This is a genomic window from Pseudonocardia sp. D17, from assembly GCF_036984265.1.
GTDB lineage: Bacteria > Actinomycetota > Actinomycetes > Mycobacteriales > Pseudonocardiaceae > Pseudonocardia > Pseudonocardia benzenivorans.
The window spans coordinates 25,114-50,893 of sequence record NZ_BPRG01000217.1; the positions used below are offsets into that span (position 1 = coordinate 25,114).

Here is a 25,780-nt window from a genome sequence, read left to right on the forward strand (position 1 = left end):
AGTGCTCGACGTCAACTTCTTCGACGAGCTGCGCATCGGCCTGGCCACCGCCGAGGACATCCGCCAGTGGTCGCACGGCGAGGTCAAGAAGCCGGAGACCATCAACTACCGCACCCTGAAGCCGGAGAAGGACGGGCTCTTCTGCGAGAAGATCTTCGGTCCGACCCGCGACTGGGAGTGCTACTGCGGCAAGTACAAGCGCGTCCGCTTCAAGGGCATCATCTGTGAGCGTTGCGGCGTCGAGGTCACTCGCGCCAAGGTGCGTCGTGAGCGGATGGGCCACATCGAGCTGGCCGCGCCGGTCACGCACATCTGGTACTTCAAGGGCGTCCCGAGCCGGCTGGGCTACCTGCTCGACCTGGCTCCCAAGGACCTCGAGAAGATCATCTACTTCGCCGCGTACGTGATCACCTCGGTGAACACGGAGCTGCGCCACCAGGACCTCTCGACGCTCGAGAACGAGATGACCGTCGAGCGCAAGAAGGTCGAGCAGCGCCGCGACACCGACCTGGAGGCCCGCGCCCAGAAGCTCGAGGCCGATCTGGCCGAGCTCGAGGCCGAGGGCGCCAAGAGCGACGTCCGCCGCAAGGTCAAGGAGGGTGGCGAGCGCGAGATGCGCCAGCTCCGCGACCGGGCGCAGCGCGAGCTCGACCGGCTCGACGAGATCTGGACGACGTTCACCAAGCTCGACGTCCAGCAGCTGATCGCGGACGAGGGGCTCTACCGCGAGCTCTACGACCGCTACGGCGACTACTTCACCGGCTCCATGGGTGCCGAGGCGATCCAGAAGCTGCTGGAGACCTTCGACATCGAGGCCGAGGCCGAGAACCTGCGCGAGACGATCCGCTCGGGCAAGGGGCAGAAGAAGCTGCGCGCCCTCAAGCGGCTCAAGGTCGTCGCCGCGTTCCAGTCCACCGGCAACTCGCCGATGGGCATGGTGCTCGACTGCGTCCCGGTCATCCCGCCGGACCTGCGCCCGATGGTGCAGCTCGACGGTGGCCGCTTCGCCACGTCCGACCTGAACGACCTGTACCGCCGCGTCATCAACCGCAACAACCGCCTCAAGCGACTGATCGACCTCGGCGCGCCCGAGATCATCGTCAACAACGAGAAGCGGATGCTGCAGGAGGCCGTCGACGCGCTGTTCGACAACGGCCGTCGCGGCCGGCCGGTGACCGGTCCGGGCAACCGCCCGCTCAAGTCGCTGTCCGACCTGCTCAAGGGCAAGCAGGGCCGGTTCCGCCAGAACCTGCTCGGCAAGCGCGTCGACTACTCGGGCCGTTCGGTCATCGTCGTCGGCCCGCAGCTGAAGCTGCACCAGTGCGGCCTGCCCAAGCAGATGGCGCTGGAGCTGTTCAAGCCGTTCGTGATGAAGCGCCTGGTCGACCTCAACCACGCGCAGAACATCAAGTCCGCCAAGCGGATGGTCGAGCGCGGCCGCTCGCAGGTGTGGGACGTGCTCGAGGAGGTCATCTCCGAGCACCCCGTGCTGCTCAACCGCGCACCGACGCTGCACCGCCTCGGCATCCAGGCCTTCGAGCCGCAGCTGGTGGAGGGCAAGGCCATCCAGCTGCACCCGCTGGTCTGCGAGGCGTTCAACGCGGACTTCGACGGTGACCAGATGGCGGTGCACCTGCCGCTGTCGGCCGAGGCGCAGTCCGAGGCCCGGGTGCTGATGCTCTCGAGCAACAACATCCTCTCGCCCGCGTCGGGCCGGCCGCTGGCCATGCCGCGTCTGGACATGGTCACGGGGCTGTTCCACCTGACCCGCGAGCGCCCCGGCGCGACCGGCGACGGCAACATCTACGGCTCGGTCGCCGAGGCGATCATGGCCTACGACCGCAAGGTCCTCCACCTGCAGGCGCCGATCAAGATCCGGCTCCCCGGGGTGACGCCGGTCGCCGGCGTCGAGCTCGAGGACGGCGAGGTCTGGCTGGCGGAGACGACGCTGGGCCGTGTGCTGTTCAACGAGCTTCTCCCGGCCGGGTACCCGTTCGTCAACGAGCCGCTGCCCAAGAAGCGTCAGGCCGCGATCATCAACGACCTGGCCGAGCGGTACTCGATGACCGAGGTCGCGCAGTGCCTCGACCGCCTCAAGGACGCCGGCTTCTACTGGGCCACCCGGTCCGGCGTCACGATGGCGATCGACGACGTCGTGGTCCCGCCGAACAAGCAGGAGATCCTCGACGGCTACGAGGCCAAGGCCGACCAGGTCAACAAGCGCTACCAGCGTGGTGCACTCAGCCACCAGGAGCGCAACGACGAGATGGTCAAGATCTGGACCCAGGCGTCCGAAGAGGTCGCCAAGGCCATGGAGGACAACTTCCCCGAGGACAACCCGATCCCCACGATCGTGAAGTCCGGGGCGGCGGGCAACATGACCCAGGTCCGGCAGCTCGCCGGTATGCGTGGTCTGGTCGCCAACCCCAAGGGTGAGTACATCCCCCGCCCGATCAAGGCCAACTTCCGTGAGGGCCTGTCGGTGCTGGAGTACTTCATCTCCACCCACGGCACCCGCAAGGGTCTGGCGGACACCGCGCTGCGGACCGCCGACTCCGGCTACCTGACCCGTCGTCTGGTCGACGTGTCGCAGGACGTCATCGTCCGCGAGATCGACTGCGGCACCTCGCGCTCGGTCGCCATGGCCGTCACCGAGGAGACCAGCGACGGCCGCCTCATCCCGCACCGCTACATCCGCACGTCGGTGTACGCGCGCTGCTCGGCGGAGGAGGTCGTCGGTCCCGACGGCGAGGTCATCGTCGCCAAGGGTGGCGACCTGGGCGACCCGGCGCTCGACGCCCTCGTGGCGGCAGGTGTCCGGCAGATCAAGGTGCGCAGCGCCCTGACCTGCGAGTCCGCCACGGGCATCTGCGCGATGTGCTACGGCCGCTCGATGGCCACCGGCAAGCTGGTCGACGTCGGCGAGGCCGTCGGCATCGTCGCCGCGCAGTCGATCGGTGAGCCCGGTACGCAGCTGACGATGCGTACGTTCCACCAGGGTGGCGTCGCGGGCGACGACATCACGACCGGTCTGCCCCGTGTCACCGAGCTCTTCGAGGCCCGGGTCCCCAAGGGCAAGGCGCCGATCGCCGACGTCGACGGCCGCATCCGCATCGAGGACGGCGACCGCTTCTGGAAGATCACCCTCACCCCGGACGACGGCGGCGAGGAGATCGTCTACGAGAAGCTGTCCAAGCGGCAGTGGCTGGCGATGACCACGGTCGACGGCCAGGAGCGTCCGCTGGCCGACGGCGACCACGTCCAGGTGGGCCAGCTGCTCCTCGAGGGCACGGCCGACCCGCACGAGGTGCTGCGTGTCATGGGCCCGCGCGAGGTGCAGCTGCACCTGGTGCGTGAGGTGCAGAAGGTGTACCGCACGCAGAGCGTGGACATCCACGACAAGCACATCGAGGTCATCGTCCGGCAGATGCTGCGCCGGGTGACGATCATCGACTCGGGTGCCACGGAGTTCCTGCCGGGTGCGCTCGCCGAGCGCGGCGAGTTCGAGTCGGAGAACCGTCGGGTGGTCGCCGAGGGCAACGAGCCGGCCTCCGGCCGCCCGGTGCTCATGGGGATCACCAAGGCCTCGCTGGCGACGGAGTCGTGGCTGTCCGCGGCCTCGTTCCAGGAGACCACCCGCATCCTCACCGATGCCGCGATCAACGGAAAGCGCGACAAGCTCGTCGGGCTCAAGGAGAACGTGATCATCGGCAAGCTGATCCCGGCCGGTACGGGCATCGGCCGGTACCGCAACATCCAGGTCCAGCCGACGGAGGAGGCCCGCGCGGCCGCCTACGCGCTGCCGAACTACGACGACGGCTACTACAGCCCCGACGTGTTCGGCACGGGGACCGGTGCCGCGGTGCCGCTGGACGACTACGACTTCGGGCGCGACTACCGGTAGGTGTCGCGACGGGGCCCGCGACGGCGGGCCCCGGCCGAGGACGGTCCCGGACGGGGCCGGGCACTGCTCTCCCGTGGCGGTGTCCGGCCCCGTTCGGCGTTCCACGGCCCGGATCCGAGGGCCGGCAGGCACGTCGTTCAGTGCCGACGCGGACGGGCAGTGGCCGCTCTCACGTCCGGGAGCCGGGACGACGGTGCCGGACCCGGCGCCGGCAGGCGCGGGACGAGGCGGGGAATTCTCGCGGAACGGCGCGCGTTGATCCTGCTGGAGCAGGGTGAGAAGTGCGACGAGCGGGCGGTCGCGAGCGGCGAGCGGGTGAGTCGGCTTGCGGGTACGACGCCGTTCGGGCACGCTGCGGGGACCGACCGTCGCCGACAGCGGACCCGTTTTGACCCTCTCGACAAGGGCCGGGTACTCTGTTGTCTTGCGCTCGACCATGGTCGGGTAGCTCCGTGTGTCCGTCGTTCCGGCGCGCCGGCCCCCAGAGGTACGTCTCAGGGTCTGGCAGTGCAGGTCGGCCAAGACCACGGCCGCTCGGACTCCCGTCAGGGTTTCCCCGCCCTGGAGCGGGGCTCGCCGAGCGCGACACGCCCGACCTCGGGATACAGGAACCTCAGGGTCCCTCGTGCCCCGAACAGCACGAGCAAGTTCAGCCGAGCACGCCGACGGGAAGAAGCACACGGTCCATGCCCACGATCCAGCAGCTGGTCCGCAAGGGCCGCCAGGACAAGGTCGCCAAGACCAAGACCGCCGCGCTCAAGGGCAGCCCCCAGCGCCGCGGGGTCTGCACGCGCGTGTACACGACGACCCCCAAGAAGCCGAACTCCGCGCTGCGCAAGGTCGCCCGCGTCCGCCTGTCCAGCCTGATCGAGGTCACGGCCTACATCCCGGGTGAGGGCCACAACCTTCAGGAGCACAGCATCGTGCTCGTGCGTGGCGGCCGTGTGAAGGACCTGCCCGGCGTCCGCTACAAGATCGTCCGCGGTTCGCTCGACACGCAGGGCGTCAAGAACCGCAAGCAGGCCCGCAGCCGCTACGGCGCGAAGAAGGAGAAGAGCTGATGCCCCGCAAGGGCCCCGCACCGAAGCGGCCGTTGGTCTCCGACCCCGTGTACAGCTCGCCGCTGGTCACCCAGCTGGTGAACAAGGTCCTCAAGGACGGCAAGCGTTCCCTCGCCGAGCGCATCGTCTACGCCGCGCTCGAGGGCACCCGGGAGAAGACCGGCACCGATCCCGTCGTCACGCTGAAGCGGGCGCTGGACAACGTGAAGCCGGCCCTCGAGGTCCGCAGCCGCCGTGTCGGTGGCGCGACCTACCAGGTCCCGGTCGAGGTCCGCGCCACCCGGCAGACGACGCTGGGCCTGCGCTGGCTGGTGTCCTACGCCGGGCAGCGCCGCGAGAAGACCATGGTCGAGCGACTCATGAACGAGCTCCTCGACGCGAGCAACGGCCTCGGCGCCAGCGTCAAGCGGCGCGAGGACATGCACAAGATGGCGGAGTCCAACAAGGCCTTCGCCCACTACCGCTGGTGACGGGCCCGATCGTCCGCGCCAACCGCTGAGGGAGAGAGCTGACAGTGGCACGGGACGTGCTGACGGACCTGGGCAAGGTCCGAAACATCGGCATCATGGCGCACATCGATGCCGGCAAGACCACCACCACCGAGCGGATCCTGTTCTACACCGGGATCAACTACAAGATCGGTGAGGTCCACGACGGCGCGGCCACGATGGACTGGATGGAGGAGGAGCAGAAGCGCGGCATCACGATCACGTCCGCCGCGACGACCTGCTTCTGGAAGGACCACCAGATCAACCTGATCGACACCCCCGGGCACGTCGACTTCACCGTCGAGGTGGAGCGCAACCTGCGGGTGCTCGACGGGGCCGTGGCGGTCTTCGACGGCAAGGAGGGGGTCGAGCCGCAGTCCGAGCAGGTCTGGCGGCAGGCCACCAAGTACGACGTCCCCCGCATCTGCTTCGTCAACAAGATGGACAAGCTGGGCGCGGACTTCTACTTCACCGTCGGCACGATCCAGGACCGGCTCGGCGCCAAGCCGCTGCCGATCCAGCTGCCCATCGGCTCGGAGAACGACTTCATCGGCGTCATCGACCTTGTCGAGATGCGTGCCCTCACCTGGCGCGGCGAGGTCCAGAAGGGCGAGGACTACGCGGTCGAGGAGATCCCGGCCGACCTGCAGGAGCGCGCGGAGGAGTACCGCACCGCGCTCGTCGAGGCCGTCGCCGAGACCGACGACGACCTGATGGAGGCCTACCTCGGCGGCGAGGAGTTCACCACCGAGCAGATCAAGCACGGCATCCGCCGGATCGTCAACCAGCGCAGCGCCTACCCGGTGCTGTGCGGGTCGGCGTTCAAGAACAAGGGTGTCCAGCCCCTGCTCGACGCGGTGATCGACTACCTGCCGTCCCCGATCGACCTCCCGCCGGTCGAGGGCACGCTGCCCGACGGCGAGACCGCGGCCAGCCGCAAGCCGGAGAAGGACGAGCCGTTCTCGGCGCTGGCCTTCAAGATCGCCGCGCACCCGTTCTTCGGCAAGCTGACCTACATCCGGGTCTACTCGGGTCGGGTCGCCGCGGGCGCCCAGGTCGTGAACTCGACCAAGGACCGCAAGGAGCGCATCGGGAAGATCTTCCAGATGCACGCCAACAAGGAGAACCCGGTCGACGAGGCCCTTGTCGGCCACATCTACGCGGTCATCGGGCTCAAGGACACCACCACCGGTGACACCCTGAGCGACCCGCAGGCCCCGATCGTGCTCGAGTCGATGACGTTCCCGGACCCGGTCATCCAGGTCGCCGTGGAGCCGAAGACGAAGGCCGACCAGGAGAAGCTGTCGACGGCGATCCAGAAGCTCGCCGAGGAGGACCCGACGTTCCAGGTCTCCCTCGACGACGAGACGGGTCAGACCATCCTCGCCGGCATGGGTGAGCTGCACCTCGAGGTGCTGGTCAACCGCATGAAGAGCGAGTTCAAGGTCGAGGCCAACATCGGCAAGCCGCAGGTCGCCTACCGCGAGACGATCCGCCGGACGGTCGACAAGTACGAGTACACGCACAAGAAGCAGACCGGTGGCTCGGGCCAGTTCGCCCGCGTCATCATCAAGCTCGAGCCGCTCGACACGGCCGACGGTGCGCTGTACGAGTTCGAGAACAAGGTCACCGGTGGTCGCGTGCCGCGGGAGTACATCCCGTCCGTGGACGCCGGCGCCCAGGACGCCATGCAGTACGGCGTGCTGGCGGGCTACCCGCTGACCGGCATCAAGGTGACGCTGCTCGACGGTCAGTACCACGAGGTCGACTCGTCCGAGATGGCGTTCAAGGTGGCAGGCTCGATGGCGCTCAAGGAGGCGGCCCGCAAGGCCGACCCGGCCATTCTCGAGCCGATGATGGCCGTCGAGGTCACGACGCCCGAGGACTACATGGGCGACGTGATCGGCGACCTGAACTCCCGCCGTGGCCAGATCCAGGCCATGGAGGAGCGGGCGGGCGCCCGGATCGTCAAGGCGCTGGTCCCGCTGTCGGAGATGTTCGGCTACGTCGGCGACCTGCGGTCGCGGACCCAGGGCCGGGCCAACTACACGATGGTCTTCGACTCCTACGCGGAGGTTCCGACCAACGTGGCCAAGGAGATCATCGCGAAGGCGACGGGCGAGTAAGAGGCATCGGCCGCGGACCTGTAAGGTCCGCGGCCCGGTGGCTCGTCACCCGTCACCACCCGGCGCCGGACCCCGGCTCCACCACCCAAGACCTGCCGTCAGCACGGCGGACACAAGGAACTCAGTCCAGGAGGACACTGCAGTGGCGAAGGCGAAGTTCGAGCGGACCAAGCCGCACGTCAACATCGGCACGATCGGTCACATCGACCACGGCAAGACCACGCTGACGGCGGCCATCACCAAGGTTCTGCACGACAAGTACCCGGACCTCAACGAGGCCTCGGCGTTCGAGAACATCGACAAGGCTCCCGAGGAGCGTCAGCGCGGCATCACGATCTCGATCGCGCACGTCGAGTACCAGACCGAGAAGCGGCACTACGCGCACGTCGACTGCCCCGGTCACGCCGACTACATCAAGAACATGATCACGGGTGCGGCGCAGATGGACGGCGCCATCCTCGTGGTCGCGGCGACCGACGGCCCGATGCCGCAGACGCGTGAGCACGTGCTGCTCGCCCGCCAGGTCGGCGTGCCCTACATCGTGGTCGCGCTGAACAAGGCCGACATGGTCGACGACGAGGAGATCCTCGAGCTCGTCGAGCTGGAGGTCCGCGAGCTGCTGTCGTCGCAGGAGTACCCGGGCGACGACCTGCCGATCGTGCGCGTCTCGGCCCTCAAGGCCCTCGAGGGCGACGCCGAGTGGGGCGCCAAGCTCCTCGAGCTGATGGACGCCGTCGACGAGGCCATCCCGGAGCCCGAGCGCGACACCGACAAGCCGTTCCTCATGCCGATCGAGGACGTCTTCACGATCACCGGTCGCGGCACGGTCGTCACCGGCCGTATCGAGCGCGGCATCGTCAAGGTCAACGAGACCGTCGAGATCGTCGGCATCCGCGAGAAGTCGACCTCGACCACCGTCACCGGTGTCGAGATGTTCCGCAAGCTGCTCGACGAGGGCCGCGCGGGTGAGAACGTCGGTCTGCTGCTCCGCGGCATCAAGCGCGAGGACGTCGAGCGCGGCCAGGTCGTCGTGAAGCCCGGCTCGATCACCCCGCACACCGAGTTCGAGGGCCAGGTCTACATCCTGTCCAAGGACGAGGGCGGCCGGCACACGCCGTTCTTCAACAACTACCGCCCGCAGTTCTACTTCCGTACCACGGACGTGACGGGCGTCGTGACCCTGCCGTCGGGCACCGAGATGGTCATGCCCGGCGACAACACCACCATGAGCGTCGCGCTGATCCAGCCGATCGCCATGGAGGAGGGCCTGCAGTTCGCCATCCGCGAGGGTGGTCGGACCGTCGGTGCCGGCCAGGTCACCAAGATCAACAAGTAAGTACCCCCGGTCGAGGGCGCCGCACCGCGGTGTGGCATCCTTGACGGGTTGCGCGTCGACCGCGGCGCGCGGGACTCATCTCCCGCGCGCCGCGTTCAATGCCAGCCCCCGAGCAGCACTTCGAGCATCCCCCGGTGGGGTGCACGTGACCCGGGGACCAGTCTGCAGGACGAGCGCGACACGCCCGACCTCGTGGACCGGAGCCCACGGAGTGAGACCTGAACAGAGCGCGAGCCCGAGGAACGAGCGGTGGCCCATGGCCGCCGGAGGGCGAGAGCGGGTGAGGGGCTCCTCGCGGGCGCGACCCGGTGAACCGTGAAGCAGCGGTAGGAAGAAGAGGACGACCGAGGACATGGCGGGACAGAAGATCCGCATCAGGCTCAAGGCCTACGACCACGAGGCCATCGACGCGTCCGCTCGAAAGATCGTCGAGACGGTGACGCGCACCGGTGCCCGGGTCGTCGGGCCGGTGCCGCTGCCGACCGAGAAGAACGTGTACTGCGTCATCCGCTCGCCGCACAAGTACAAGGACTCGCGCGAGCACTTCGAGATGCGCACCCACAAGCGGCTGATCGACATCCTCGACCCGACGCCGAAGACGGTCGACGCGCTCATGCGCATCGACCTGCCGGCGAGCGTCGACGTGAACATCCAGTAGGGCTGACCAGGCGATGACTGACAGGCAGATCACCGGGATCCTGGGCAAGAAGCTCGGGATGACCCAGGTATTCGACGAGAACAACCGGGTCGTCCCGGTCACCGTGGTCCAGGCCGGACCCAATGTCGTGACCCAGATCCGGTCCCAGGAGACCGACGGCTACGTCGCCGTCCAGCTGGCCTTCGGCGCGGTCGACCCGCGCCGGGTGAACAAGCCCGAGACGGGCCACTTCGCCAAGGCCGGCGTCACGCCGCGGCGCTACACCGTCGAGCTGCGCACCACCGACGCGGGCGAGTACTCCCTCGGTCAGGAGATCACCGCCGAGGTGTTCGAGCCCGGTGCCGTTGTCGACGTCGTCGGCACCAGCAAGGGCAAGGGCTACGCCGGTGTCATGAAGCGGCACAACTTCAAGGGCCTCGGCGCCAGCCACGGCACCCAGCGCAAGCACCGCTCGCCGGGTTCCATCGGCGGCTGCGCGACCCCGGGCCGCGTCTTCAAGGGCCTGCGCATGGCCGGTCGCATGGGTTCGGTGCGGGTCACCACGCAGAACCTCACCGTCCACCGCGTCGACGCCGAGCGCGGCCTGCTGCTGATCAAGGGCGCCGTGCCCGGTCCGCGCGGCGCCCTGGTCGTCGTCAAGACGGCCGCGAAGGGTGGTGCGAAGTAATGAGCTCCGTCGACGTCAAGAACGCCGCGGGCGAGAAGGACGGCAGCGTCGAGCTGCCCGGCCACGTCTTCGACGTGACCGCGAACATCCCGCTGATGCACCAGGTCGTCGTGGCCCAGCAGGCCGCGGCCCGCCAGGGCACGCACGACACCAAGACCCGCGGCGAGGTCCGCGGCGGTGGCCGCAAGCCCTACCGCCAGAAGGGCACCGGCCGCGCCCGCCAGGGCTCGGTCCGCGCGCCGCAGTTCACCGGTGGTGGCGTCGTGCACGGCCCCACGCCGCGCGACTACTCGCAGCGCACCCCGAAGAAGATGAAGGCCGCCGCCCTGCGTGGCGCCCTCTCCGACCGAGCCCGTGGCGGTCGCGTGCACGTCGTGTCGACCATCGTCACCGGCGACACCCCCTCGACGAAGGCCGCGCGCCAGGCGCTCGAGGCCGTCGTCGGCGCCGAGGCGCGGGTGCTCGCGGTCGTCGACCGCGACGACTCGGTGAACCTGCTGAGCCTGCGCAACCTGCCGCAGGTGCACCTGATCGCGCCCGACCAGCTCAACACCTACGACGTGCTGGTCAACGACGACGTGCTGTTCACGTCGGCGGCGCTCGAGGCCTTCCTCGCCGGCCCCGTCGCGGCCGCGCCGTCGAAGCGCCGCGCCGCGAAGGTCGGCCTGCTCAAGGCCGACGCCGCGGGCAGCGCCCCGGCACCGCACGGTCCCGGCAGCCACGCGCCGCTCGACGACGTGTCGGTCGCCCCCGAGGGCTTCCCGATCAAGGGCAACGAGGACTCGAAGCTGTACCACGTGCCGGGCTCCGCCTTCTACGACCGCACGGTCGCCGAGGTGTGGTTCGCCACGGAGGCGGACGCGGAGGCCGCGGGCTTCGCCCTGCCGGCGTCGCAGCGCAAGGTCGCTGAGGAGGAGAGCAAGTGATCGCGGATCCGCGCGACATCCTGCTCGCGCCGGTGGTGTCGGAGAAGAGCTACGGGCTGCTCGACGAGCGCCAGTACACCTTCGTCGTCCGCCCGGACGCGAACAAGACCCAGATCAAGATCGCCGTGGAGAAGGTGTTCGGGGTCAAGGTGCTCAGCGTCAACACGCTGAACCGCCCGGGCAAGCGCAAGCGCTCCCGCACCGGCTACGGCAAGCGCAAGGACACCAAGCGCGCGATCGTCACGCTGTCCGAGGACAGCAAGGCGATCGACGTGTTCGGCGGCCGGGCGAGCTGAGGGAGCGAGCAGACCCATGGGTATCCGCAAGTACAAGCCGACCACTCCCGGGCGCCGCGGCTCGAGTGTCTCCGACTTCGCCGAGATCACGCGTTCCACACCGGAGAAGTCGCTGCTGCGTCCGCTGCACAACAAGGGCGGCCGCAACGCACACGGCAAGGTGACCACGCGCCACCAGGGTGGCGGTCACAAGCGTGCGTACCGGCTGATCGACTTCCGGCGCAACGACAAGGACGGCATCCCGGCCAAGGTCGCGCACATCGAGTACGACCCGAACCGCACGTCGCGCATCGCGCTGCTGCACTACGCCGACGGCGAGAAGCGCTACATCATCGCGCCGGCGCGGCTCAAGCAGGGCGACAAGGTCGAGGCCGGTCCGAAGGCCGACATCAAGGTCGGCAACAACCTGCCGCTGCGCAACATCCCGACCGGCACCGTGGTGCACGCGATCGAGCTCCGCCCCGGCGGCGGCGCGAAGATCGCCCGCTCCGCGGGGTCGAGCGTCCAGCTGGTCGCGAAGGACGGGCCCTACGCGCAGCTGCGCATGCCGTCCGGCGAGATCCGCAACGTCGACGTCCGCTGCCGCGCGACGATCGGCGAGGTGGGCAACAGCGAGCACGCCAACATCAACTGGGGCAAGGCAGGCCGCATGCGGTGGAAGGGCAAGCGCCCGACCGTCCGCGGTGTCGCCATGAACCCGGTCGACCACCCGCACGGTGGTGGTGAGGGCAAGACCTCCGGTGGTCGCCACCCGGTCAACCCCAACGGCAAGCCCGAGGGGCGTACCCGCCGCACCAAGCCGTCCGACAAGTTGATCGTCCGCCGGCGTCGTACCGGCAAGAAGCGCTGAGCAGGGAGGTAAAGACATGCCGCGCAGCCTGAAGAAGGGCCCGTTCGTGGACGACCACCTGCTCAAGAAGGTGGACGCGCTCAACGAGTCGGGCAAGAAGACCGTCATCCGGACCTGGTCCCGCCGGTCCACCATCATCCCCGACATGATCGGCCACACGATCGCGGTGCACGACGGCCGCAAGCACGTGCCGGTGTTCGTGTCGGACGCGATGGTCGGCCACAAGCTGGGGGAGTTCGCGCCCACGCGGACCTTCCGGGGCCACATCAAGGACGACCGCAAGGCGCGCAGGCGCTGAGCGGACACGAGTAGCAGCCAGGAGAGGGTGGAAACACATGGCTGACACCAGCCAGGACACCGCCGGCGCCGCGCTCGAGCCCGCTCGCGCGTTCGCCAGGGCACGGTTCGTCCGCATGTCGCCGACCAAGGTGCGGCGCGTGGTCGAGCTCATCAAGGGGCGTCCGGTCGCCGAGGCTCTCAGCGTCCTGCGGTTCTCGCCGCAGGCCGCCGCGGAGCCGGTGGCCAAGGTCGTGGCGAGCGCCGCGGCGAACGCCGAGAACAACTTCGACATGGACCCCGACACCCTCGTGGTGGCCGTGGCCTACGTCGACGAGGGCCCGACGCTCAAGCGCATCCGGCCGCGCGCGCAGGGTCGCGCCTACCGGATCCGCAAGCGCACGAGCCACATCACCATCGAGGTCGAGTCGCGGCCGGTCGCCAAGGCCGGCGGACGCGGCGGTCGTGGTGCGAAGGGGAGGGCCCGCTGATGGGGCAGAAGATCAACCCGCACGGGTTCCGGCTCGGTATCACCACTGACTGGAAGTCCCGCTGGTACGCGGACAAGCAGTACGCCGAGTACGTCAAGGAGGACGTCGAGATCCGCCGCATGCTCTCCAAGGGCATGGAGCGGGCCGGCATCTCCAAGGTCGAGATCGAGCGCACCCGCGACCGCGTCCGCGTGGACATCCACACCGCGCGTCCCGGCATCGTCATCGGCCGCCGCGGCGCCGAGGCCGACCGCATCCGCGGCGCACTCGAGAAGCTGACCAAGAAGCAGGTCCAGCTCAACATCCTCGAGGTCAAGAACGCGGAGTCCGACGCGCAGCTCGTCGCGCAGGGCGTCGCCGAGCAGCTGTCCAACCGGGTCGCGTTCCGGCGGGCGATGCGCAAGGCCATCCAGTCGGCCATGCGCAGCCCGCAGGTCAAGGGCATCCGCGTGCAGTGCTCGGGCCGCCTCGGCGGTGCGGAGATGTCGCGCTCGGAGTTCTACCGCGAGGGTCGCGTCCCGCTGCACACGCTGCGCGCGGACATCGACTACGGCCTGTTCGAGGCCCGTACGACCTTCGGCCGCATCGGCGTGAAGGTCTGGATCTACAAGGGTGACGTCGTCGGTGGCCGCCGTGAGGGCGTTCCCGCCGCCGCCGAGCCGGGCCGCGGCCCGCGCCGCGAGCGTCCCGCCCGCCGCCGTTCCGGTGCCTCGGGCACCACGGCGACGAGCACCGACGCCGGGCGCGCCGCCGCCGAGCAGGCCGGTGGCTCCGTGGCCACCACCGACGCCCCCAGCACCGGTGGGGAGTCCTGAGTCATGCTGATCCCGCGCAAGGTGAAGCACCGCAAGCAGCACCGGCCGCACCGGACCGGAGCCTCGACGGGCGGCACCCGGGTCACCTTCGGTGACTACGGCATCCAGGCCCTCGAGCCGGCCTACGTGACGAACCGGCAGATCGAGTCCGCGCGTATCGCCATCAACCGGCACATCCGTCGTGGCGGCAAGGTGTGGATCAACGTCTTCCCGGACCGGCCGCTGACCAAGAAGCCCGCCGAGACCCGCATGGGTTCCGGCAAGGGCTCGCCCGAGAAGTGGGTGACCAACGTGAAGCCCGGCCGGGTGCTCTTCGAGATGAGCTTCCCGAACGAGCAGACCGCTCGGGAGGCGTTGCGTCGCGCCATCCACAAGCTGCCGATGAAGTGCCGGATCGTGACCCGCGAGGGTGGTGACATCTGATGGCCTCCGCGGGTACCACCGCTGCCGAGCTGCGCGAGCTGACCGACGAGGAGCTCGTCCTGCGCGTTAAGGAGTCCAAGGAGGAGCTGTTCAACCTCCGCTTCCAGATGGCGACCGGGCAGCTGGACAACAACCGGCGGCTGCGGACCGTCCGCCACGACATCGCGCGCATCTACACGGTGATGCGCGAGCGTGAGCTGGGCCTGTCCGCCGCCCCGACCGACAACGAGGGCGCGGCATGAGCGACAACACGCGCGGGGAGCGGAAGGTCCGCGAGGGACTCGTCGTGTCCGACAAGATGGACAAGACGATCGTCGTCTCGCTCGAGGACCGCGTGAAGCACCCGCTGTACGGCAAGGTCATCCGGCGGACCAGCAAGGTCAAGGCGCACGACGAGGCCAACACGGCCGGCGTCGGCGACCGCGTCCGCCTGATGGAGACCCGACCGCTGTCGGCGACGAAGCGCTGGCGCCTGGTCGAGATCCTGGAGAAGGCGAAGTGATCCAGCAGGAGTCGCGGCTGCGCGTCGCCGACAACACCGGTGCCAAGGAGATCCTGTGCATCCGGGTGCTGGGCGGCTCGGCGCGTCGCTACGCGGGGATCGGCGACATCATCGTCGCGACCGTGAAGGAAGCGATCCCGGGCGCCGGCGTGAAGCGCGGTGACGTCGTCAAGGCCGTCGTCGTGCGCACGGTCAAGGAGAAGCGTCGGCCGGACGGCAGCTACATCCGGTTCGACGAGAACGCCGCCGTCCTGATCAAGGCCGACGGTGAGCCGCGGGGGACCCGCATCTTCGGCCCGGTCGGTCGCGAGCTTCGCGACAAGCGGTTCATGAAGATCATCTCCCTCGCGCCGGAGGTGTTGTAGGGATGAAGGTCAAGAAGGGCGACACGGTTCTCGTCATCGCCGGCAAGGACAAGGGCGCCAAGGGCAAGGTCATCCAGGCCTACCCCGACCGCGACCGCGTCCTCGTCGAGGGCGTGAACCGGATCAAGAAGCACACCCGCATCAGCCAGAACCAGCGGGGCGCGCAGTCCGGCGGCATCGTCACGCAGGAGGCCGCCATCCACGTCTCGAACGTGATGGTCGTCGACTCGGACGGCAAGCCGACGCGCGTCGGCAAGAAGGTCGTCGAGACCGAGGACGGCAAGACCAAGCGCGTCCGGATCTCCCGTCGTTCCGGGAAGGAGATCTGACATGACCACCGCCGAAAAGGTGGCGCCGCGCCTCAAGCAGCGCTACGTCGACGAGATCAAGGGTGAGCTGCGCGAGCAGTTCTCCTACGGCAACGTCATGCAGATCCCGGGCGTGGTGAAGGTCGTCGTCAACATGGGTGTCGGCGACGCCGCCCGCGACGCGAAGCTGATCGACGGCGCCGTCCGCGACCTGGCCACCATCACCGGCCAGCGCCCGCAGGTCCGCCGAGCCACCAAGTCCATCGCGCAGTTCAAGCTGCGTGAGGGCATGCCGATCGGCGCCAAGGTCACCCTGCGGGGCGACCGGATGTGGGAGTTCCTGGACCGGCTGCTGACGATCGCCCTGCCGCGTATCCGCGACTTCCGCGGCCTGTCGGCCACGCAGTTCGACGGCCGGGGCAACTACACGTTCGGTCTCACGGAGCAGACGATGTTCCACGAGATCGACCCCGACACGATCGACCGGCAGCGCGGCATGGACATCACGGTCGTGACGACGGCGACCACCGACGAGGAAGGCCGGGCGCTGCTGCGCAAGCTCGGCTTCCCCTTCAAGGAGAGCTGACCCGCCATGGCCAAGAAGGCATTGGTGATCAAGGCCGCCAGGACCCCGAAGTTCAAGGTCCGCGGCTACACGCGCTGCCAGAAGTGCGGCCGCCCGCGTGCGGTCCTGCGCAAGTTCGGGCTGTGCCGCGTCTGCGTGCGCCAGATGGCGCACGCGGGCGAGCTGCCCGGTGTGAGCAAGTCCAGCTGGTAAGAGCCAGCTGCTTTTCCTGATCGCCACAGGCCCCCGACGGAGTCCAGTTCTCCGGCCAGGGGGAACCAGGGCGGGAAAGTAGTGACGTCACCATGACGATGACCGATCCGATCGCAGACATGCTGACCCGTCTGCGCAACGCGAACTCGGCCTACCACGACCGCGTCGTGATGCCCCACTCCAAGCTGAAGGTCGCCATCGCGGAGATCCTTCAGAAGGAGGGCTACATCGCCTCGCACCACACCGAGGACGCCGAGGTCGGCAAGTCCCTCGTGATCGAGCTCAAGTACGGCCGCAACCGGGAGCGCAGCATCGCCGGTGTGCGCCGGGTCTCCAAGCCCGGCCTGCGGGTCTACGCGAAGTCCAGCAACCTGCCGCGGGTCCTGGGTGGCCTCGGCGTCGCGATCATCTCGACGTCGAAGGGCCTCCTCACGGACCGCCAGGCCAACCGGGACGGCGTGGGCGGGGAAGTCCTCGCCTACGTCTGGTGAGAAGGGAGAAGTAACGATGTCGCGCATCGGGAAACTGCCGATCACCGTTCCGGCGGGCGTCGACGTGGCCATCGAGGGCCGCACCGTCACGGTCAAGGGTCCCAAGGGCACCCTGTCGCACACCGTCATCGAGCCGATCACCGTCGAGCGCGGTGACGACGGCACGGTGCTGGTGAAGCGCCCTGACGACGAGCGCCGCAGCAAGGCCTACCACGGCCTGTCGCGCACGCTGGTCAACAACCTCGTCGTCGGCGTCACCGCCGGCTACGAGAAGAAGCTCGAGATCGTCGGCGTCGGTTACCGCGTCGCGCTCAAGGGTTCGAACCTGGAGTTCGCGCTGGGCTTCAGCCACCCGGTCGTCGTCACGCCGCCCGAGGGCATCACGTTCGCCGTCGAGTCGCCGACCAAGTTCTCTGTCTCGGGCATCGACAAGCAGCTCGTGGGCGAGACCGCCGCCAACATCCGCAAGATCCGCAAGCCCGAGCCCTACAAGGGCAAGGGCGTGCGGTACGCGGGCGAGGTCGTCCGCCGCAAGGTCGGAAAGACGGGTAAGTGATGGCCCAGACAGCATCGACTCAGACCTCGACGTCGGCCAACGCCAAGAAGCGTGCCGCCTCGAACATCTCGAGCACCCGCCGGGTGGCGCGGACGCGCCGGCACGCGCGGCTGCGCAAGAAGATCGCCGGCACGCCGGCCCGTCCGCGGCTGGCCGTCAAGCGCAGCTCGCGGCACGTGTTCGTGCAGCTGATCGACGACCTGGCCGGCCACACGCTGGCGGCCGCGTCGACCCTCGAGGCCGACGTCGCGTCGGTCGAGGGCGACAAGAAGGCCAAGGCCGCCAAGGTCGGCGAGCTGATCGCGGCCCGCGCCAAGTCGGCGGGCATCGACGCGGTCGTCTTCGACCACGGCGGCAACGGCTACCACGGCCGGATCGCGGCACTGGCCGACGCCGCCCGCGAGGGCGGGCTGGAGTTCTGATGACCGCGAAGTTCATCCACAGTAGTGAAGGGAACGTCTGATGCCGGGACGTACGCGGCGTGACGGCGGAGGCCCCGGTGGCGGCAGCGGCGACAACCGCGACCGCCGGGACCGCCGCGACGGAGGCCGTGGCGGGGCGGCCCAGGACAAGACCCCGTACATCGAGCGACTGGTCACGATCAACCGCGTGGCCAAGGTCGTCAAGGGTGGTCGGCGCTTCAGCTTCACCGCGCTGATGATCGTCGGCGACGGCGACGGCCTCGTGGGCGTCGGCTACGGCAAGGCCAAGGAGGTCCCGGCCGCGATCGCCAAGGGTGTCGAGGAGGCGAAGAAGAACTTCTTCCGCGTCCCGCGCATCGGCGGCACGATCGTGCACCGGGTCCAGGGCGAGGCGGCGGCGGGCGTGGTCATGCTGCGCCCGGCCAGCCCCGGTACCGGTGTCATCGCCGGTGGCCCCGTCCGCGCGGTCCTGGAGTGCGCCGGTATCCACGACATCCTGTCGAAGTCGCTCGGCAGCGACAACGCGATCAACGTCGTCCACGCGACCATCGCGGCGCTCAAGCAGATCCAGCGTCCGGAGGAGGTCGCGGCCCGCCGCGGCCTGCCGCTGGAGGACGTCGCACCGGCGTCCATGCTGCGTGCTCGCGCCGAGGCCGCCGCGGCTGCGAGGGCGTGAGCGACATGGCATCGACGGAACAGCAGGGCAAGAAGCTGAAGGTCACGCAGGTCCGCAGCGCCATCGGGCGCAAGCAGAACCAGCGCGAGACCCTGAAGTCCCTCGGGCTTCGCAAGATCCGTCAGACCGCGGAGTGGGACGACAACCCCCAGGTTCGCGGCATGATCAACACCGTGCGGCACCTCGTGACGGTGGAGGAGGTGAGCTCCTGATGAGCGACACCATCAAGGTCCACCACCTGCGCCCGGCGCCGGGGGCCAAGACCGCCAAGACGCGGGTCGGGCGCGGTGAGGGCAGCAAGGGCAAGACGGCCGGCCGCGGTACCAAGGGCACCAAGGCACGCAAGACCGTCTCGCCGGCCTTCGAGGGTGGGCAGATGCCCCTGCACATGCGGCTGCCCAAGCTGAAGGGCTTCAAGAACCGGTTCCGGGTCGAGTACCAGGTCGTCAACGTCGGCGACCTCGCGGTGCTCTTCCCCGAGGGTGGCGAGGTCGGCCCGGCCGAGCTCGTGGCCGCCGGTGCGGTCCGCCGCAACGAGCTCGTCAAGGTGCTCGGCGACGGCGAGCTCGACGGCGTCGCGCTCACCGTGTCGGCGCACAAGTTCTCCGGCAGCGCCAAGGAGAAGATCGCCGCAGCCGGCGGGTCCACCACCGAGCTGTAGTCCGACCGACGCCGCTCGTTCCCGCTGGTCCCCTCGTCGTACGGGGGCCGGGAACGGGCGGCGTCGTCGCTGTTAGAGTCGCTCGGGTCCGTCGCCGCGGCTCGCGGGCGACGGCAGCGGGCCGGAGAGGCGCCGACACCGTCCGCGGCGGGACACGTCGCCGCGGGGGCGGCGCCGCCGGACCATCACCAGCCGGTCGAACCGGCCACCGGCGGAGTGCCGCCGACGTAGTAGGAGGGGCTCGAGTGCTCAGCGCGTTCCGGTCAGCACTGACGACGCCAGACCTACGGAAGAAGATCCTCTTCACGCTGGGCATCGTCGCCGTGTACCGCCTGGGGGCGAACATCCCGTCCCCCGGGGTGTCCTTCCCGAACGTCCAGCAGTGCATCCAGCAGGTCGAGGGTGGCGAGAACTCGGGCGTCTACTCGCTGATCAACCTGTTCTCCGGCGGTGCGCTGCTCCAGCTGTCGATCCTCGCGCTGGGCATCATGCCGTACATCACGGCGAGCATCATCGTCCAGCTGCTCACGGTCGTCATCCCGCGGTTCGAGCAGCTGAAGAAGGAAGGGCAGTCGGGTCAGAACAAGCTGACCCAGTACACCCGCTACCTCACCATCGCGCTCGCGGTCCTGCAGGCCACGGGCATCGTGGCGCTCGCGGTCCGGGGCGTGCTGTTCCAGGGCTGCTCGCTGCCCGTCATTCCCGACACCAGCGTCTTCGCCCTCGCGGTCATGGTCATCGTGATGACGGCGGGCACCGCGGTCGTCATGTGGCTGGGCGAGCAGGTCACCGAGCGCGGCATCGGCAACGGCATGTCGCTGCTGATCTTCGCCTCGATCGCGCACCGCATCCCGGCCGAGGGCAAGAACATCCTCGACAACTCCGGCGGCCTGGTCTTCGCCGGTGTCTGCGTGTTCGGCCTGGCCATCATCGCGAGCGTCGTCTTCGTCGAGCAGGGCCAGCGGCGGATCCCGGTCCAGTACGCCAAGCGCATGGTCGGCCGCCGGATGTACGGCGGCACGTCGACCTACCTGCCGTTGAAGGTCAACCAGGCCGGCGTCATCCCGGTCATCTTCGGCAGCTCGCTGCTCTACCTCCCGAGCCTGATCGCCCAGCTCGCGGGCGGCAGCGACGGCTCCGGCTGGTTCCAGCAGTTCGTGCAGACCTACCTCGTCGACCAGTCGAACTGGCTGCACATCGTGCTGTACGTGGCACTGATCATCTTCTTCACGTACTTCTACGTCGGCATCACGTTCAACCCCGACGAGCGCGCCGACGAGATGAAGAAGTTCGGCGGCTTCATCCCGGGCATCCGGCCCGGCAGACCGACGGCCGAGTACCTGAACTTCGTCCTGTCGCGCATCACGCTGCCCGGCTCGCTGTACCTGGGCATCATCGCGGTCCTGCCGAACTTCTTCCTCGGGATCACCGGCAGCGGGCAGAACCAGAACTTCCCCTTCGGCGGCACGGCCGTGCTGATCATGGTCGGTGTCGGCCTCGACACTGTGAAGCAGATCGAGAGCCAGCTCATGCAGCGGAACTACGAGGGTTTCCTGCGTTAAGGTGCGATGGACGGCAGTCAGCGCGGCGCGTCATCCGCAGCCGTGCGCTGCCCCGTCCCGCCGCCCGCCGCACCCCGCCGGCGACGTTCGGCACCACCGCGATCGTATTCACAGGGAGGTTGGTTTCGCGTGCGACTCGTTCTGGTCGGTCCGCCGGGAGCGGGCAAGGGCACCCAGGCGGTGCGGATCGCCGAGCAGCTCGGCATTCCCCACATCTCGACGGGTGACCTGTTCCGGGCCAACCTCGCGGGCGAGACGCCGCTGGGTCTCGAGGCCAAGGGGTACATGGACGCCGGCAACCTGGTCCCGGACTCGGTGACCGTCGGGATGGTCAAGGCCCGGCTCGCCGACCCCGACGCCGCCAAGGGCTTCCTGCTCGACGGTTTCCCGCGCACCACCGCGCAGGCCGACGCGCTGGCCGAGATCCTCGCCGAGACCGGCGACGAGCTCGACGCGGTCGTCGAGCTGCAGGTGCCGGAGGACGTCGTCGTCGAGCGGCTGCTCGCGCGTGGACGTTCGGACGACACCGAGGACGTCATCCGCAACCGGCAGCAGGTCTACCGCGACGAGACCGCGCCGTTGCTGGACTACTACCGCGACCGGCTCGTCACCGTGGACGCCGTCGGCGAGGTCGCCGAGATCACCGACCGGGTGTTCGCGGCACTGCCCGAACGCTGACACGACCCGAGACGCCGACACCGTCCGGCCTCCGGCGGGGCCGGGCGGATGCGGCACGAGCGAGGAGCGTCGATGAACGGCGAGGGACGGGGCGGCGTACGGGGGGCTCTGGCCCGGTTCCGAGGCCGTGACGTCGAGGTGAAGACGCGCGGCGAGCTCGAGGCGATGCGTGTGGCGGGCCTGCTCGTCGCCCGGACCCTCGAGGCGGTGACGACGTTGGCGAAGCCGGGCGTGAGCACGGCCGATCTCGACGCGCTCGCCGAGCAGACCATCCGCGACGGCAACGGCGTCCCGTCGTTCCTGGGCTACCACGGGTACCCGGCGTCGATCTGCGCCTCGGTGAACGATCAGATCGTGCACGGCATCCCGTCGGCGGCCCAGATCCTCGCCGAGGGCGACCTGGTGTCGGTGGACTGCGGCGCGATCGTCGAGGGCTGGCACGGGGACGCGGCGGTGACGCTGGAGATCGGTGAGGTCTCGGCTGCCGACCGCGCGCTGTCGGCCGCGTGCGCGGAGTCGCTGCAGGCGGGAATCGCGGCGGCGCTGCCCGGGGGGCGGCTCACCGACATCTCGCACGCCGTGCAGACGGCCGTCGAGAAGGCCGCGTACCGCGACGGCGCCGACTACGGGATCGTCGCGGAGTACGGCGGCCACGGCATCGGGACGTCGATGCACATGGACCCGTTCCTGCCGAACTTCGGCGACGCCGGCCACGGGCTGCGGCTGCGGCCGGGGATGGCGCTGGCCATCGAGCCCATGATCACCGCGGGCGAGCCCCAGACCCGCGAGCTCGACGACGGCTGGACCGTCGTCACCGCCGACGGCAAGCGGGCCGTGCACTGGGAGCACACCGTCGCGATCACCGACGACGGACCGTGGGTGCTCACCGCGGCGTAGCCGGCGGGGTGACGCTCGCCGCATCCGCCTTGCAGTACGCCCGTCCTGTGGGCGACGATTGCACGGTCGCGGGCGGAACCTCGCGAAAGTGATCCTCGTCTAATGAGGATCGCCTGACCTGCGGTCGTTGCGTTCGTGTGACGCGAGCCCGCTGGTCTTTCGTCGTGCGTGGTCTAAGTTCTGCCCATGAGTGCAGATGCCGGAGCGCCGCACACCTCGGTGGGTGTGCCCCGCGAGGCGGGTGAAGGAGAGCGCCGAGTCGCGCTCGTGCCCAAGGTGATCGAGAAGCTCCGCGGCCGCGGGGTCGAGGTCGTGGTCGAGTCGGGCGCCGGGCTGGGCGCCCTGATCCCTGACGAGCTGTACACCGCGGCGGGCGCGCGCATCGGCGACCCGTGGTCGGCGAACGTGGTCGTCAAGGTGGCGCCGCCGACGTCGGAGGAGATCGGGCGGCTGTCGTCCGGGTCGACGTTGATCGGCTTCCTCGCGCCGCTGACGGCCAAGGAGACGACGGCGGCGCTCAAGGCCGCCGGCGTCACGGCCTTCGCGATGGAATCGGTGCCGCGGATCTCGCGCGCCCAGTCGATGGACGCGCTGTCGTCACAGGCCAACGTCGCCGGGTACAAGGCGGTGCTGCTGGCCGCGTCGGAGTCGACACGCTTCTTCCCGATGCTCACGACGGCGGCCGGCACGGTGAAGCCGGCGACCGCGCTCGTGCTGGGCGTCGGTGTCGCGGGCCTGCAGGCGCTGGCCACCGCGAAGCGGCTCGGCGCCCGCACCACCGGGTACGACGTCCGCCCCGAGGTCGCCGACCAGGTGCGCTCGCTGGGCGCGCAGTGGTTGGACCTCGGGATCGAGGCCGTCGGCGAGGGTGGGTACGCCCGCGAGCTCACCGAGGCCGAACGCGCCGAGCAGCAGAAGCGGCTCGAGGAGGCGATCACCGGGTTCGACATCGTCATCACCACGGCGAACGTCCCCGGCCGCACCGCCCCGACGCTGGTCACCGCCAAGGCGGTCGAGGGCATGAAGCCGGGCAGCGTCGTCGTCGACCTCGCGGGGGAGAGCGGCGGCAACTGCGAGCTCACCGAGCCGGGCCGGACCGTCGTCAAGCACGACGTCACGATCGCCTCGCCGCTGAACCTGCCGGCGACCATGCCCGAGCACGCGTCGGAGCTGTACTCGCGCAACGTCTCGGCGCTGCTGGAACTGATGCTCGACGACACCGGCGCGGTCGCGCCGAACTGGGACGACGAGGTGCTCGCGAAGTCGTGCGTCACCCGGGAGGTGGCGAACTGATGGAATCCGGGCTGCTCGCGAACATCGCGATCCTGGTGCTGGCCGGCTTCGTCGGCTTCGCCGTCATCTCCAAGGTCCCCAACACGCTGCACACGCCGCTGATGTCGGGGACGAACGCCATCCACGGCATCGTCCTGCTCGGTGGTCTCTACGTACTGGGCACGACCGAGAACCCGGGTGTGGTCGACTCGATCCTGCTGGTCGTCGCCATCGCGTTCGGGATGATCAACGTCATCGGCGGCTTCCTGGTCACCGACCGCATGCTCGGCATGTTCAAGTCCCGCCCCGAGCCGAGCCCTGCATCGGCGGGGAAGCCGGAGAGCAACGGAAAGGCCGGGGCTGACCTGTGAGCACGCTCATCCCGATCCTCTACATCGTCGCGTTCTCGCTCTTCATCTACGGCCTGATGGGCCTGACCGGACCGAAGACGGCAGTGCGCGGCAACCTGATCGCCGCGGTCGGCATGACGATCGCCGTCGTCGCCACGCTGCTGCAGGTCAAGCACAACTGGCTGCTGATCGTCGTCGGCCTCGTCGTCGGTGCCGCGCTGGGCATCCCGTCGGCGCGTCAGGTCAAGATGACCGCGATGCCGCAGATGGTGGCGCTGTTCAACGGTGTCGGCGGCGGTGCGGTCGCGTTGATCGCCTGGTCGGAGTTCCGCACCGAGGACCACTTCACCGGCACCGCGACCTACGTGGTCGTCGCGTCGCTGTTCGCCGCGATCATCGGCTCGATCTCGTTCTGGGGCTCGCTGGTCGCCTTCGGCAAGCTGCAGGAGATCCTCCCGGGCCGGCCCATGGGGCTGGGCAGGGCGCAGCAGGCCGTCAACCTCCTGCTGCTGCTGGGCGCCATCGCGTGCGCCGTCGTCGCGGGCCTCGGCGGGGCGTCCGAGCTGTGGATCATCGGGCTGCTGGTCCTCGCCGCGGTGCTGGGCCTGATGGTCGTGTTCCCGATCGGCGGGGCGGACATGCCCGTCGTCATCTCGCTGCTCAACGCGCTCACCGGGCTGTCGGCCGCGGCCGCGGGCCTCGCGCTGAACAACACGGCGATGATCGTCGCGGGCATGATCGTCGGCGCGTCCGGCTCGATCCTCACCAACCTGATGGCCAAGGCGATGAACCGCTCGATCCCGGCCATCGTCGCGGGCGGCTTCGGCGGTGGCGGCGTGGCACCGAGTGCCGACGGCGTCGAGCGCACCGTCAAGTCGACCTCGGCGGCCGACGCGGCGATCCAGATGGCCTACGCCAACCAGGTCGTCGTCGTCCCGGGCTACGGGATGGCCGTCGCGCAGGCCCAGCACGCCGTCAAGGACATGGCGAAGCTGCTGGAGGCCAAGGGCGTCGAGGTCAAGTACGCGATCCACCCGGTCGCGGGGCGCATGCCCGGGCACATGAACGTCCTGCTCGCGGAGGCCGATGTGCCCTACGACAGCCTCAAGGAGATGGACGACATCAACGACGAGTTCGCCCGCACCGACGTGACGCTGGTGATCGGGGCGAACGACGTCACCAACCCGGCGGCCCGGACGGACTCGTCGAGCCCGATCTACGGCATGCCGGTGCTCAACGTCGACGACTCGAGGTCGGTCATCGTCCTCAAGCGGTCCATGAACTCGGGCTTCGCGGGCATCGACAACCCGCTGTTCTACGCCGACCACACGGCGATGCTGTTCGGCGACGCGAAGAAGTCGGTCATGGAGGTCGCCGAGGAGCTCAAGGCCCTCTGACCTCCGGCTCCGCCGCGGCGGGCCGTTCCCGGACGACCGGGGGCGGCCCGCCGACGTCGTCCACAGGCGGGTCGAGGGGGTGCGCGACCTCGTCGCGGGGCAGCCGCCAGCCGACGATCGCGGCCACCGCGAGCAGCAGGGGGACGGTTCCGGCCAGCACGAACGTCAGCGGGACGCCCAACGCCTCGCCGACCGGTCCGGCCAACGCCATCGAGACCGGCATCAGTGCGAGCGAGACGAAGAAGTCCAGGCTCGACACCCGGCCGAGCAGGTGCCGGTCGGTCAGGCCGATGACCGCGAGCGGGGCGACACCGACGCCCCACAGCAGGATCATCGTCGTGAGGTAGCGGCGCGGCATCCGCAGCGACGAGGTGATGATCGAGCCGACCGCGCCACCCACTCCGTACGCGCCCAGCACCGTCGCGTAGCCGCTCGGGCCGGCGCCGGTCCGGTCGCGGACCGCGAACGGCAGCAGCACCTCGATCGGGCCCAAGCACGACGAGCACGTACAGGACCGCGAAGGCCAGCGTCGCGAACAGCCAGCCGGT

At 69.3% G+C, this 25,780-nt stretch carries 32 protein-coding genes and 1 pseudogene; 32 read left to right on the plus strand and 1 reads right to left on the minus strand.

The features are described 5' to 3' along the window. Position 1 precedes the first annotated feature (1 nt). The 32 genes and pseudogenes from PSD17_RS29530 to PSD17_RS29685 all read left to right on the plus strand — a co-directional run bounded on the left by PSD17_RS29530 (position 2) and on the right by PSD17_RS29685 (position 25,232). On the plus strand, positions 2-3,904 hold the full coding sequence (locus tag PSD17_RS29530; RefSeq protein WP_013677470.1) for a DNA-directed RNA polymerase subunit beta': 3,903 nt from the start codon (positions 2-4) through the stop codon (positions 3,902-3,904). 686 nt (positions 3,905-4,590) lie between these two features. Beyond that, entirely contained in the window at positions 4,591-4,965 is a 375-nt protein-coding gene (gene rpsL, locus PSD17_RS29535) for a 30S ribosomal protein S12 (RefSeq protein ID WP_013677469.1), read from the plus strand. Beyond that, complete coding sequence (gene rpsG / locus PSD17_RS29540) at positions 4,965-5,435, plus strand: 30S ribosomal protein S7 (protein ID WP_013677468.1); 471 nt, start codon at positions 4,965-4,967, stop codon at positions 5,433-5,435. Before rpsL ends, rpsG begins: the two co-directional genes overlap by 1 nt. A gap of 44 nt (positions 5,436-5,479) precedes the next feature. Next, complete coding sequence (gene fusA / locus PSD17_RS29545; protein ID WP_013677467.1) at positions 5,480-7,579, plus strand: elongation factor G; 2,100 nt, start codon at positions 5,480-5,482, stop codon at positions 7,577-7,579. 142 nt (positions 7,580-7,721) lie between these two features. Continuing rightward, on the plus strand, positions 7,722-8,915 hold the full coding sequence (gene tuf, locus PSD17_RS29550) for an elongation factor Tu (RefSeq protein WP_013677466.1): 1,194 nt from the start codon (positions 7,722-7,724) through the stop codon (positions 8,913-8,915). A 352-nt stretch (positions 8,916-9,267) separates the two neighbouring features. After that, positions 9,268-9,573, plus strand: coding sequence for a 30S ribosomal protein S10 (rpsJ, locus tag PSD17_RS29555; RefSeq protein WP_003938093.1), 306 nt, complete (start codon positions 9,268-9,270; stop codon positions 9,571-9,573). Positions 9,574-9,586: 13 nt separating this feature from the next. Further along, positions 9,587-10,240 carry a 50S ribosomal protein L3 gene (rplC, locus tag PSD17_RS29560; protein ID WP_013677465.1) on the plus strand — a complete coding sequence of 218 codons (654 nt, stop codon included), beginning with the start codon at positions 9,587-9,589 and terminating at the stop codon, positions 10,238-10,240. After that, on the plus strand, positions 10,240-11,166 hold the full coding sequence (gene rplD, locus PSD17_RS29565) for a 50S ribosomal protein L4, sunset domain variant (RefSeq protein ID WP_013677464.1): 927 nt from the start codon (positions 10,240-10,242) through the stop codon (positions 11,164-11,166). Before rplC ends, rplD begins: the two co-directional genes overlap by 1 nt. Then, positions 11,163-11,462, plus strand: a complete 300-nt coding sequence (rplW, locus tag PSD17_RS29570) for a 50S ribosomal protein L23 (RefSeq protein WP_013677463.1) — start codon at positions 11,163-11,165, stop codon at positions 11,460-11,462. The genes rplD and rplW overlap by 4 nt, the downstream gene beginning before the upstream one ends. Before the next feature lie 16 nt (positions 11,463-11,478). Continuing rightward, entirely contained in the window at positions 11,479-12,312 is an 834-nt protein-coding gene (gene rplB / locus PSD17_RS29575) for a 50S ribosomal protein L2 (protein ID WP_013677462.1), read from the plus strand. A gap of 16 nt (positions 12,313-12,328) precedes the next feature. Continuing rightward, positions 12,329-12,610 carry a 30S ribosomal protein S19 gene (rpsS, locus tag PSD17_RS29580; protein WP_013677461.1) on the plus strand — a complete coding sequence of 94 codons (282 nt, stop codon included), beginning with the start codon at positions 12,329-12,331 and terminating at the stop codon, positions 12,608-12,610. A gap of 37 nt (positions 12,611-12,647) precedes the next feature. Further along, a complete protein-coding gene (rplV, locus tag PSD17_RS29585) occupies positions 12,648-13,079 on the plus strand; it encodes a 50S ribosomal protein L22 (RefSeq protein ID WP_013677460.1) in 432 nt (143 codons plus the stop codon). Next, positions 13,079-13,989, plus strand: a pseudogene (gene rpsC / locus PSD17_RS29590) (30S ribosomal protein S3). Before rplV ends, rpsC begins: the two are co-directional and overlap by 1 nt. Next, complete coding sequence (gene rplP, locus PSD17_RS29595) at positions 13,898-14,317, plus strand: 50S ribosomal protein L16 (RefSeq protein WP_013677458.1); 420 nt, start codon at positions 13,898-13,900, stop codon at positions 14,315-14,317. The pseudogene rpsC and the gene rplP overlap by 92 nt, the downstream one beginning before the upstream one ends. Next, a complete protein-coding gene (gene rpmC / locus PSD17_RS29600) occupies positions 14,317-14,559 on the plus strand; it encodes a 50S ribosomal protein L29 (RefSeq protein WP_013677457.1) in 243 nt (80 codons plus the stop codon). Before rplP ends, rpmC begins: the two co-directional genes overlap by 1 nt. Continuing rightward, positions 14,556-14,819, plus strand: coding sequence for a 30S ribosomal protein S17 (rpsQ, locus tag PSD17_RS29605; protein ID WP_013677456.1), 264 nt, complete (start codon positions 14,556-14,558; stop codon positions 14,817-14,819). Before rpmC ends, rpsQ begins: the two co-directional genes overlap by 4 nt. After that, the gene (gene rplN / locus PSD17_RS29610; RefSeq protein ID WP_013677455.1) at positions 14,816-15,184 is read left to right on the plus strand and encodes a 50S ribosomal protein L14; all 369 of its coding nucleotides are present in this window, start codon (positions 14,816-14,818) and stop codon (positions 15,182-15,184) included. Before rpsQ ends, rplN begins: the two co-directional genes overlap by 4 nt. Positions 15,185-15,186: 2 nt before the next feature. Beyond that, complete coding sequence (gene rplX, locus PSD17_RS29615; RefSeq protein ID WP_013677454.1) at positions 15,187-15,513, plus strand: 50S ribosomal protein L24; 327 nt, start codon at positions 15,187-15,189, stop codon at positions 15,511-15,513. Position 15,514: 1 nt separating this feature from the next. Continuing rightward, positions 15,515-16,078 (plus strand): 50S ribosomal protein L5, encoded by a 564-nt coding sequence (rplE, locus tag PSD17_RS29620; protein ID WP_013677453.1) that lies wholly within the window; start codon positions 15,515-15,517, stop codon positions 16,076-16,078. A 6-nt stretch (positions 16,079-16,084) separates the two neighbouring features. Beyond that, a complete protein-coding gene (locus tag PSD17_RS29625) occupies positions 16,085-16,270 on the plus strand; it encodes a type Z 30S ribosomal protein S14 (RefSeq protein WP_013677452.1) in 186 nt (61 codons plus the stop codon). A 92-nt stretch (positions 16,271-16,362) separates the two neighbouring features. After that, a complete protein-coding gene (rpsH, locus tag PSD17_RS29630) occupies positions 16,363-16,761 on the plus strand; it encodes a 30S ribosomal protein S8 (RefSeq protein ID WP_013677451.1) in 399 nt (132 codons plus the stop codon). Between the two features lie 16 nt (positions 16,762-16,777). Continuing rightward, positions 16,778-17,317, plus strand: a complete 540-nt coding sequence (rplF, locus tag PSD17_RS29635) for a 50S ribosomal protein L6 (RefSeq protein WP_013677450.1) — start codon at positions 16,778-16,780, stop codon at positions 17,315-17,317. Beyond that, the gene (gene rplR, locus PSD17_RS29640; RefSeq protein ID WP_013677449.1) at positions 17,317-17,739 is read left to right on the plus strand and encodes a 50S ribosomal protein L18; all 423 of its coding nucleotides are present in this window, start codon (positions 17,317-17,319) and stop codon (positions 17,737-17,739) included. Before rplF ends, rplR begins: the two co-directional genes overlap by 1 nt. A 40-nt stretch (positions 17,740-17,779) precedes the next feature. After that, positions 17,780-18,415: a 30S ribosomal protein S5 gene (rpsE, locus tag PSD17_RS29645; protein ID WP_013677448.1), complete on the plus strand. Its 636-nt coding sequence runs from the start codon at positions 17,780-17,782 to the stop codon at positions 18,413-18,415. Between the two features lie 5 nt (positions 18,416-18,420). Then, the gene (gene rpmD, locus PSD17_RS29650) at positions 18,421-18,627 is read left to right on the plus strand and encodes a 50S ribosomal protein L30 (RefSeq protein ID WP_013677447.1); all 207 of its coding nucleotides are present in this window, start codon (positions 18,421-18,423) and stop codon (positions 18,625-18,627) included. Next, positions 18,627-19,076: a 50S ribosomal protein L15 gene (gene rplO / locus PSD17_RS29655; RefSeq protein ID WP_013677446.1), complete on the plus strand. Its 450-nt coding sequence runs from the start codon at positions 18,627-18,629 to the stop codon at positions 19,074-19,076. The genes rpmD and rplO overlap by 1 nt, the downstream gene beginning before the upstream one ends. 245 nt (positions 19,077-19,321) lie before the next feature. Next, a complete protein-coding gene (gene secY / locus PSD17_RS29660) occupies positions 19,322-20,638 on the plus strand; it encodes a preprotein translocase subunit SecY (protein WP_013677445.1) in 1,317 nt (438 codons plus the stop codon). Between the two features lie 129 nt (positions 20,639-20,767). Continuing rightward, a complete protein-coding gene (locus tag PSD17_RS29665; protein ID WP_013677444.1) occupies positions 20,768-21,316 on the plus strand; it encodes an adenylate kinase in 549 nt (182 codons plus the stop codon). Between the two features lie 72 nt (positions 21,317-21,388). Further along, complete coding sequence (map, locus tag PSD17_RS29670) at positions 21,389-22,213, plus strand: type I methionyl aminopeptidase (RefSeq protein ID WP_339125717.1); 825 nt, start codon at positions 21,389-21,391, stop codon at positions 22,211-22,213. A 186-nt stretch (positions 22,214-22,399) separates the two neighbouring features. Beyond that, positions 22,400-23,506 (plus strand): Re/Si-specific NAD(P)(+) transhydrogenase subunit alpha, encoded by a 1,107-nt coding sequence (locus PSD17_RS29675; protein ID WP_041760037.1) that lies wholly within the window; start codon positions 22,400-22,402, stop codon positions 23,504-23,506. Next, positions 23,506-23,856: an NAD(P) transhydrogenase subunit alpha gene (locus tag PSD17_RS29680; protein WP_013677441.1), complete on the plus strand. Its 351-nt coding sequence runs from the start codon at positions 23,506-23,508 to the stop codon at positions 23,854-23,856. The genes PSD17_RS29675 and PSD17_RS29680 overlap by 1 nt, the downstream gene beginning before the upstream one ends. Then, a complete protein-coding gene (locus tag PSD17_RS29685) occupies positions 23,853-25,232 on the plus strand; it encodes an NAD(P)(+) transhydrogenase (Re/Si-specific) subunit beta (RefSeq protein WP_103381839.1) in 1,380 nt (459 codons plus the stop codon). Before PSD17_RS29680 ends, PSD17_RS29685 begins: the two co-directional genes overlap by 4 nt. On the opposite strand, the gene PSD17_RS29690 is transcribed toward PSD17_RS29685, so the two are convergent. After that, positions 25,219-25,725, minus strand: coding sequence for a hypothetical protein (locus PSD17_RS29690; RefSeq protein WP_339125720.1), 507 nt, complete (start codon positions 25,723-25,725; stop codon positions 25,219-25,221). The genes PSD17_RS29685 and PSD17_RS29690 overlap by 14 nt on opposite strands. Positions 25,726-25,780: the final 55 nt, after the last annotated feature.

Excerpts from the sequence above, each read along its gene's own strand:
- rpmC (WP_013677457.1), top strand. The coding sequence starts at position 14,317 with ATGGCCTCCGCGGGTACCACCGCTGCCGAGCTGCGCGAGCTGACCGAC.
- rplB (WP_013677462.1), top strand. The coding sequence starts at position 11,479 with ATGGGTATCCGCAAGTACAAGCCGACCACTCCCGGGCGCCGCGGCTCG.
- rplP (WP_013677458.1), top strand. The coding sequence starts at position 13,898 with ATGCTGATCCCGCGCAAGGTGAAGCACCGCAAGCAGCACCGGCCGCAC.
- PSD17_RS29675 (WP_041760037.1), top strand. The coding sequence starts at position 22,400 with ATGAGTGCAGATGCCGGAGCGCCGCACACCTCGGTGGGTGTGCCCCGC.
- rpmD (WP_013677447.1), top strand. The coding sequence starts at position 18,421 with ATGGCATCGACGGAACAGCAGGGCAAGAAGCTGAAGGTCACGCAGGTC.
- rplV (WP_013677460.1), top strand. The coding sequence starts at position 12,648 with ATGGCTGACACCAGCCAGGACACCGCCGGCGCCGCGCTCGAGCCCGCT.
- map (WP_339125717.1), top strand. The coding sequence starts at position 21,389 with ATGAACGGCGAGGGACGGGGCGGCGTACGGGGGGCTCTGGCCCGGTTC.
- rplF (WP_013677450.1), top strand. The coding sequence starts at position 16,778 with ATGTCGCGCATCGGGAAACTGCCGATCACCGTTCCGGCGGGCGTCGAC.
- rplX (WP_013677454.1), top strand. The coding sequence starts at position 15,187 with ATGAAGGTCAAGAAGGGCGACACGGTTCTCGTCATCGCCGGCAAGGAC.
- PSD17_RS29680 (WP_013677441.1), top strand. The coding sequence starts at position 23,506 with ATGGAATCCGGGCTGCTCGCGAACATCGCGATCCTGGTGCTGGCCGGC.
- rpsH (WP_013677451.1), top strand. The coding sequence starts at position 16,363 with ATGACGATGACCGATCCGATCGCAGACATGCTGACCCGTCTGCGCAAC.
- rpsG (WP_013677468.1), top strand. The coding sequence starts at position 4,965 with ATGCCCCGCAAGGGCCCCGCACCGAAGCGGCCGTTGGTCTCCGACCCC.
- rpsJ (WP_003938093.1), top strand. The coding sequence starts at position 9,268 with ATGGCGGGACAGAAGATCCGCATCAGGCTCAAGGCCTACGACCACGAG.
- rplO (WP_013677446.1), top strand. The coding sequence starts at position 18,627 with ATGAGCGACACCATCAAGGTCCACCACCTGCGCCCGGCGCCGGGGGCC.
- rplD (WP_013677464.1), top strand. The coding sequence starts at position 10,240 with ATGAGCTCCGTCGACGTCAAGAACGCCGCGGGCGAGAAGGACGGCAGC.
- rplE (WP_013677453.1), top strand. The coding sequence starts at position 15,515 with ATGACCACCGCCGAAAAGGTGGCGCCGCGCCTCAAGCAGCGCTACGTC.
- rpsL (WP_013677469.1), top strand. The coding sequence starts at position 4,591 with ATGCCCACGATCCAGCAGCTGGTCCGCAAGGGCCGCCAGGACAAGGTC.
- PSD17_RS29625 (WP_013677452.1), top strand. The coding sequence starts at position 16,085 with ATGGCCAAGAAGGCATTGGTGATCAAGGCCGCCAGGACCCCGAAGTTC.
- rpsE (WP_013677448.1), top strand. The coding sequence starts at position 17,780 with ATGCCGGGACGTACGCGGCGTGACGGCGGAGGCCCCGGTGGCGGCAGC.
- rplC (WP_013677465.1), top strand. The coding sequence starts at position 9,587 with ATGACTGACAGGCAGATCACCGGGATCCTGGGCAAGAAGCTCGGGATG.
- rplR (WP_013677449.1), top strand. The coding sequence starts at position 17,317 with ATGGCCCAGACAGCATCGACTCAGACCTCGACGTCGGCCAACGCCAAG.
- rpsQ (WP_013677456.1), top strand. The coding sequence starts at position 14,556 with ATGAGCGACAACACGCGCGGGGAGCGGAAGGTCCGCGAGGGACTCGTC.
- rpsS (WP_013677461.1), top strand. The coding sequence starts at position 12,329 with ATGCCGCGCAGCCTGAAGAAGGGCCCGTTCGTGGACGACCACCTGCTC.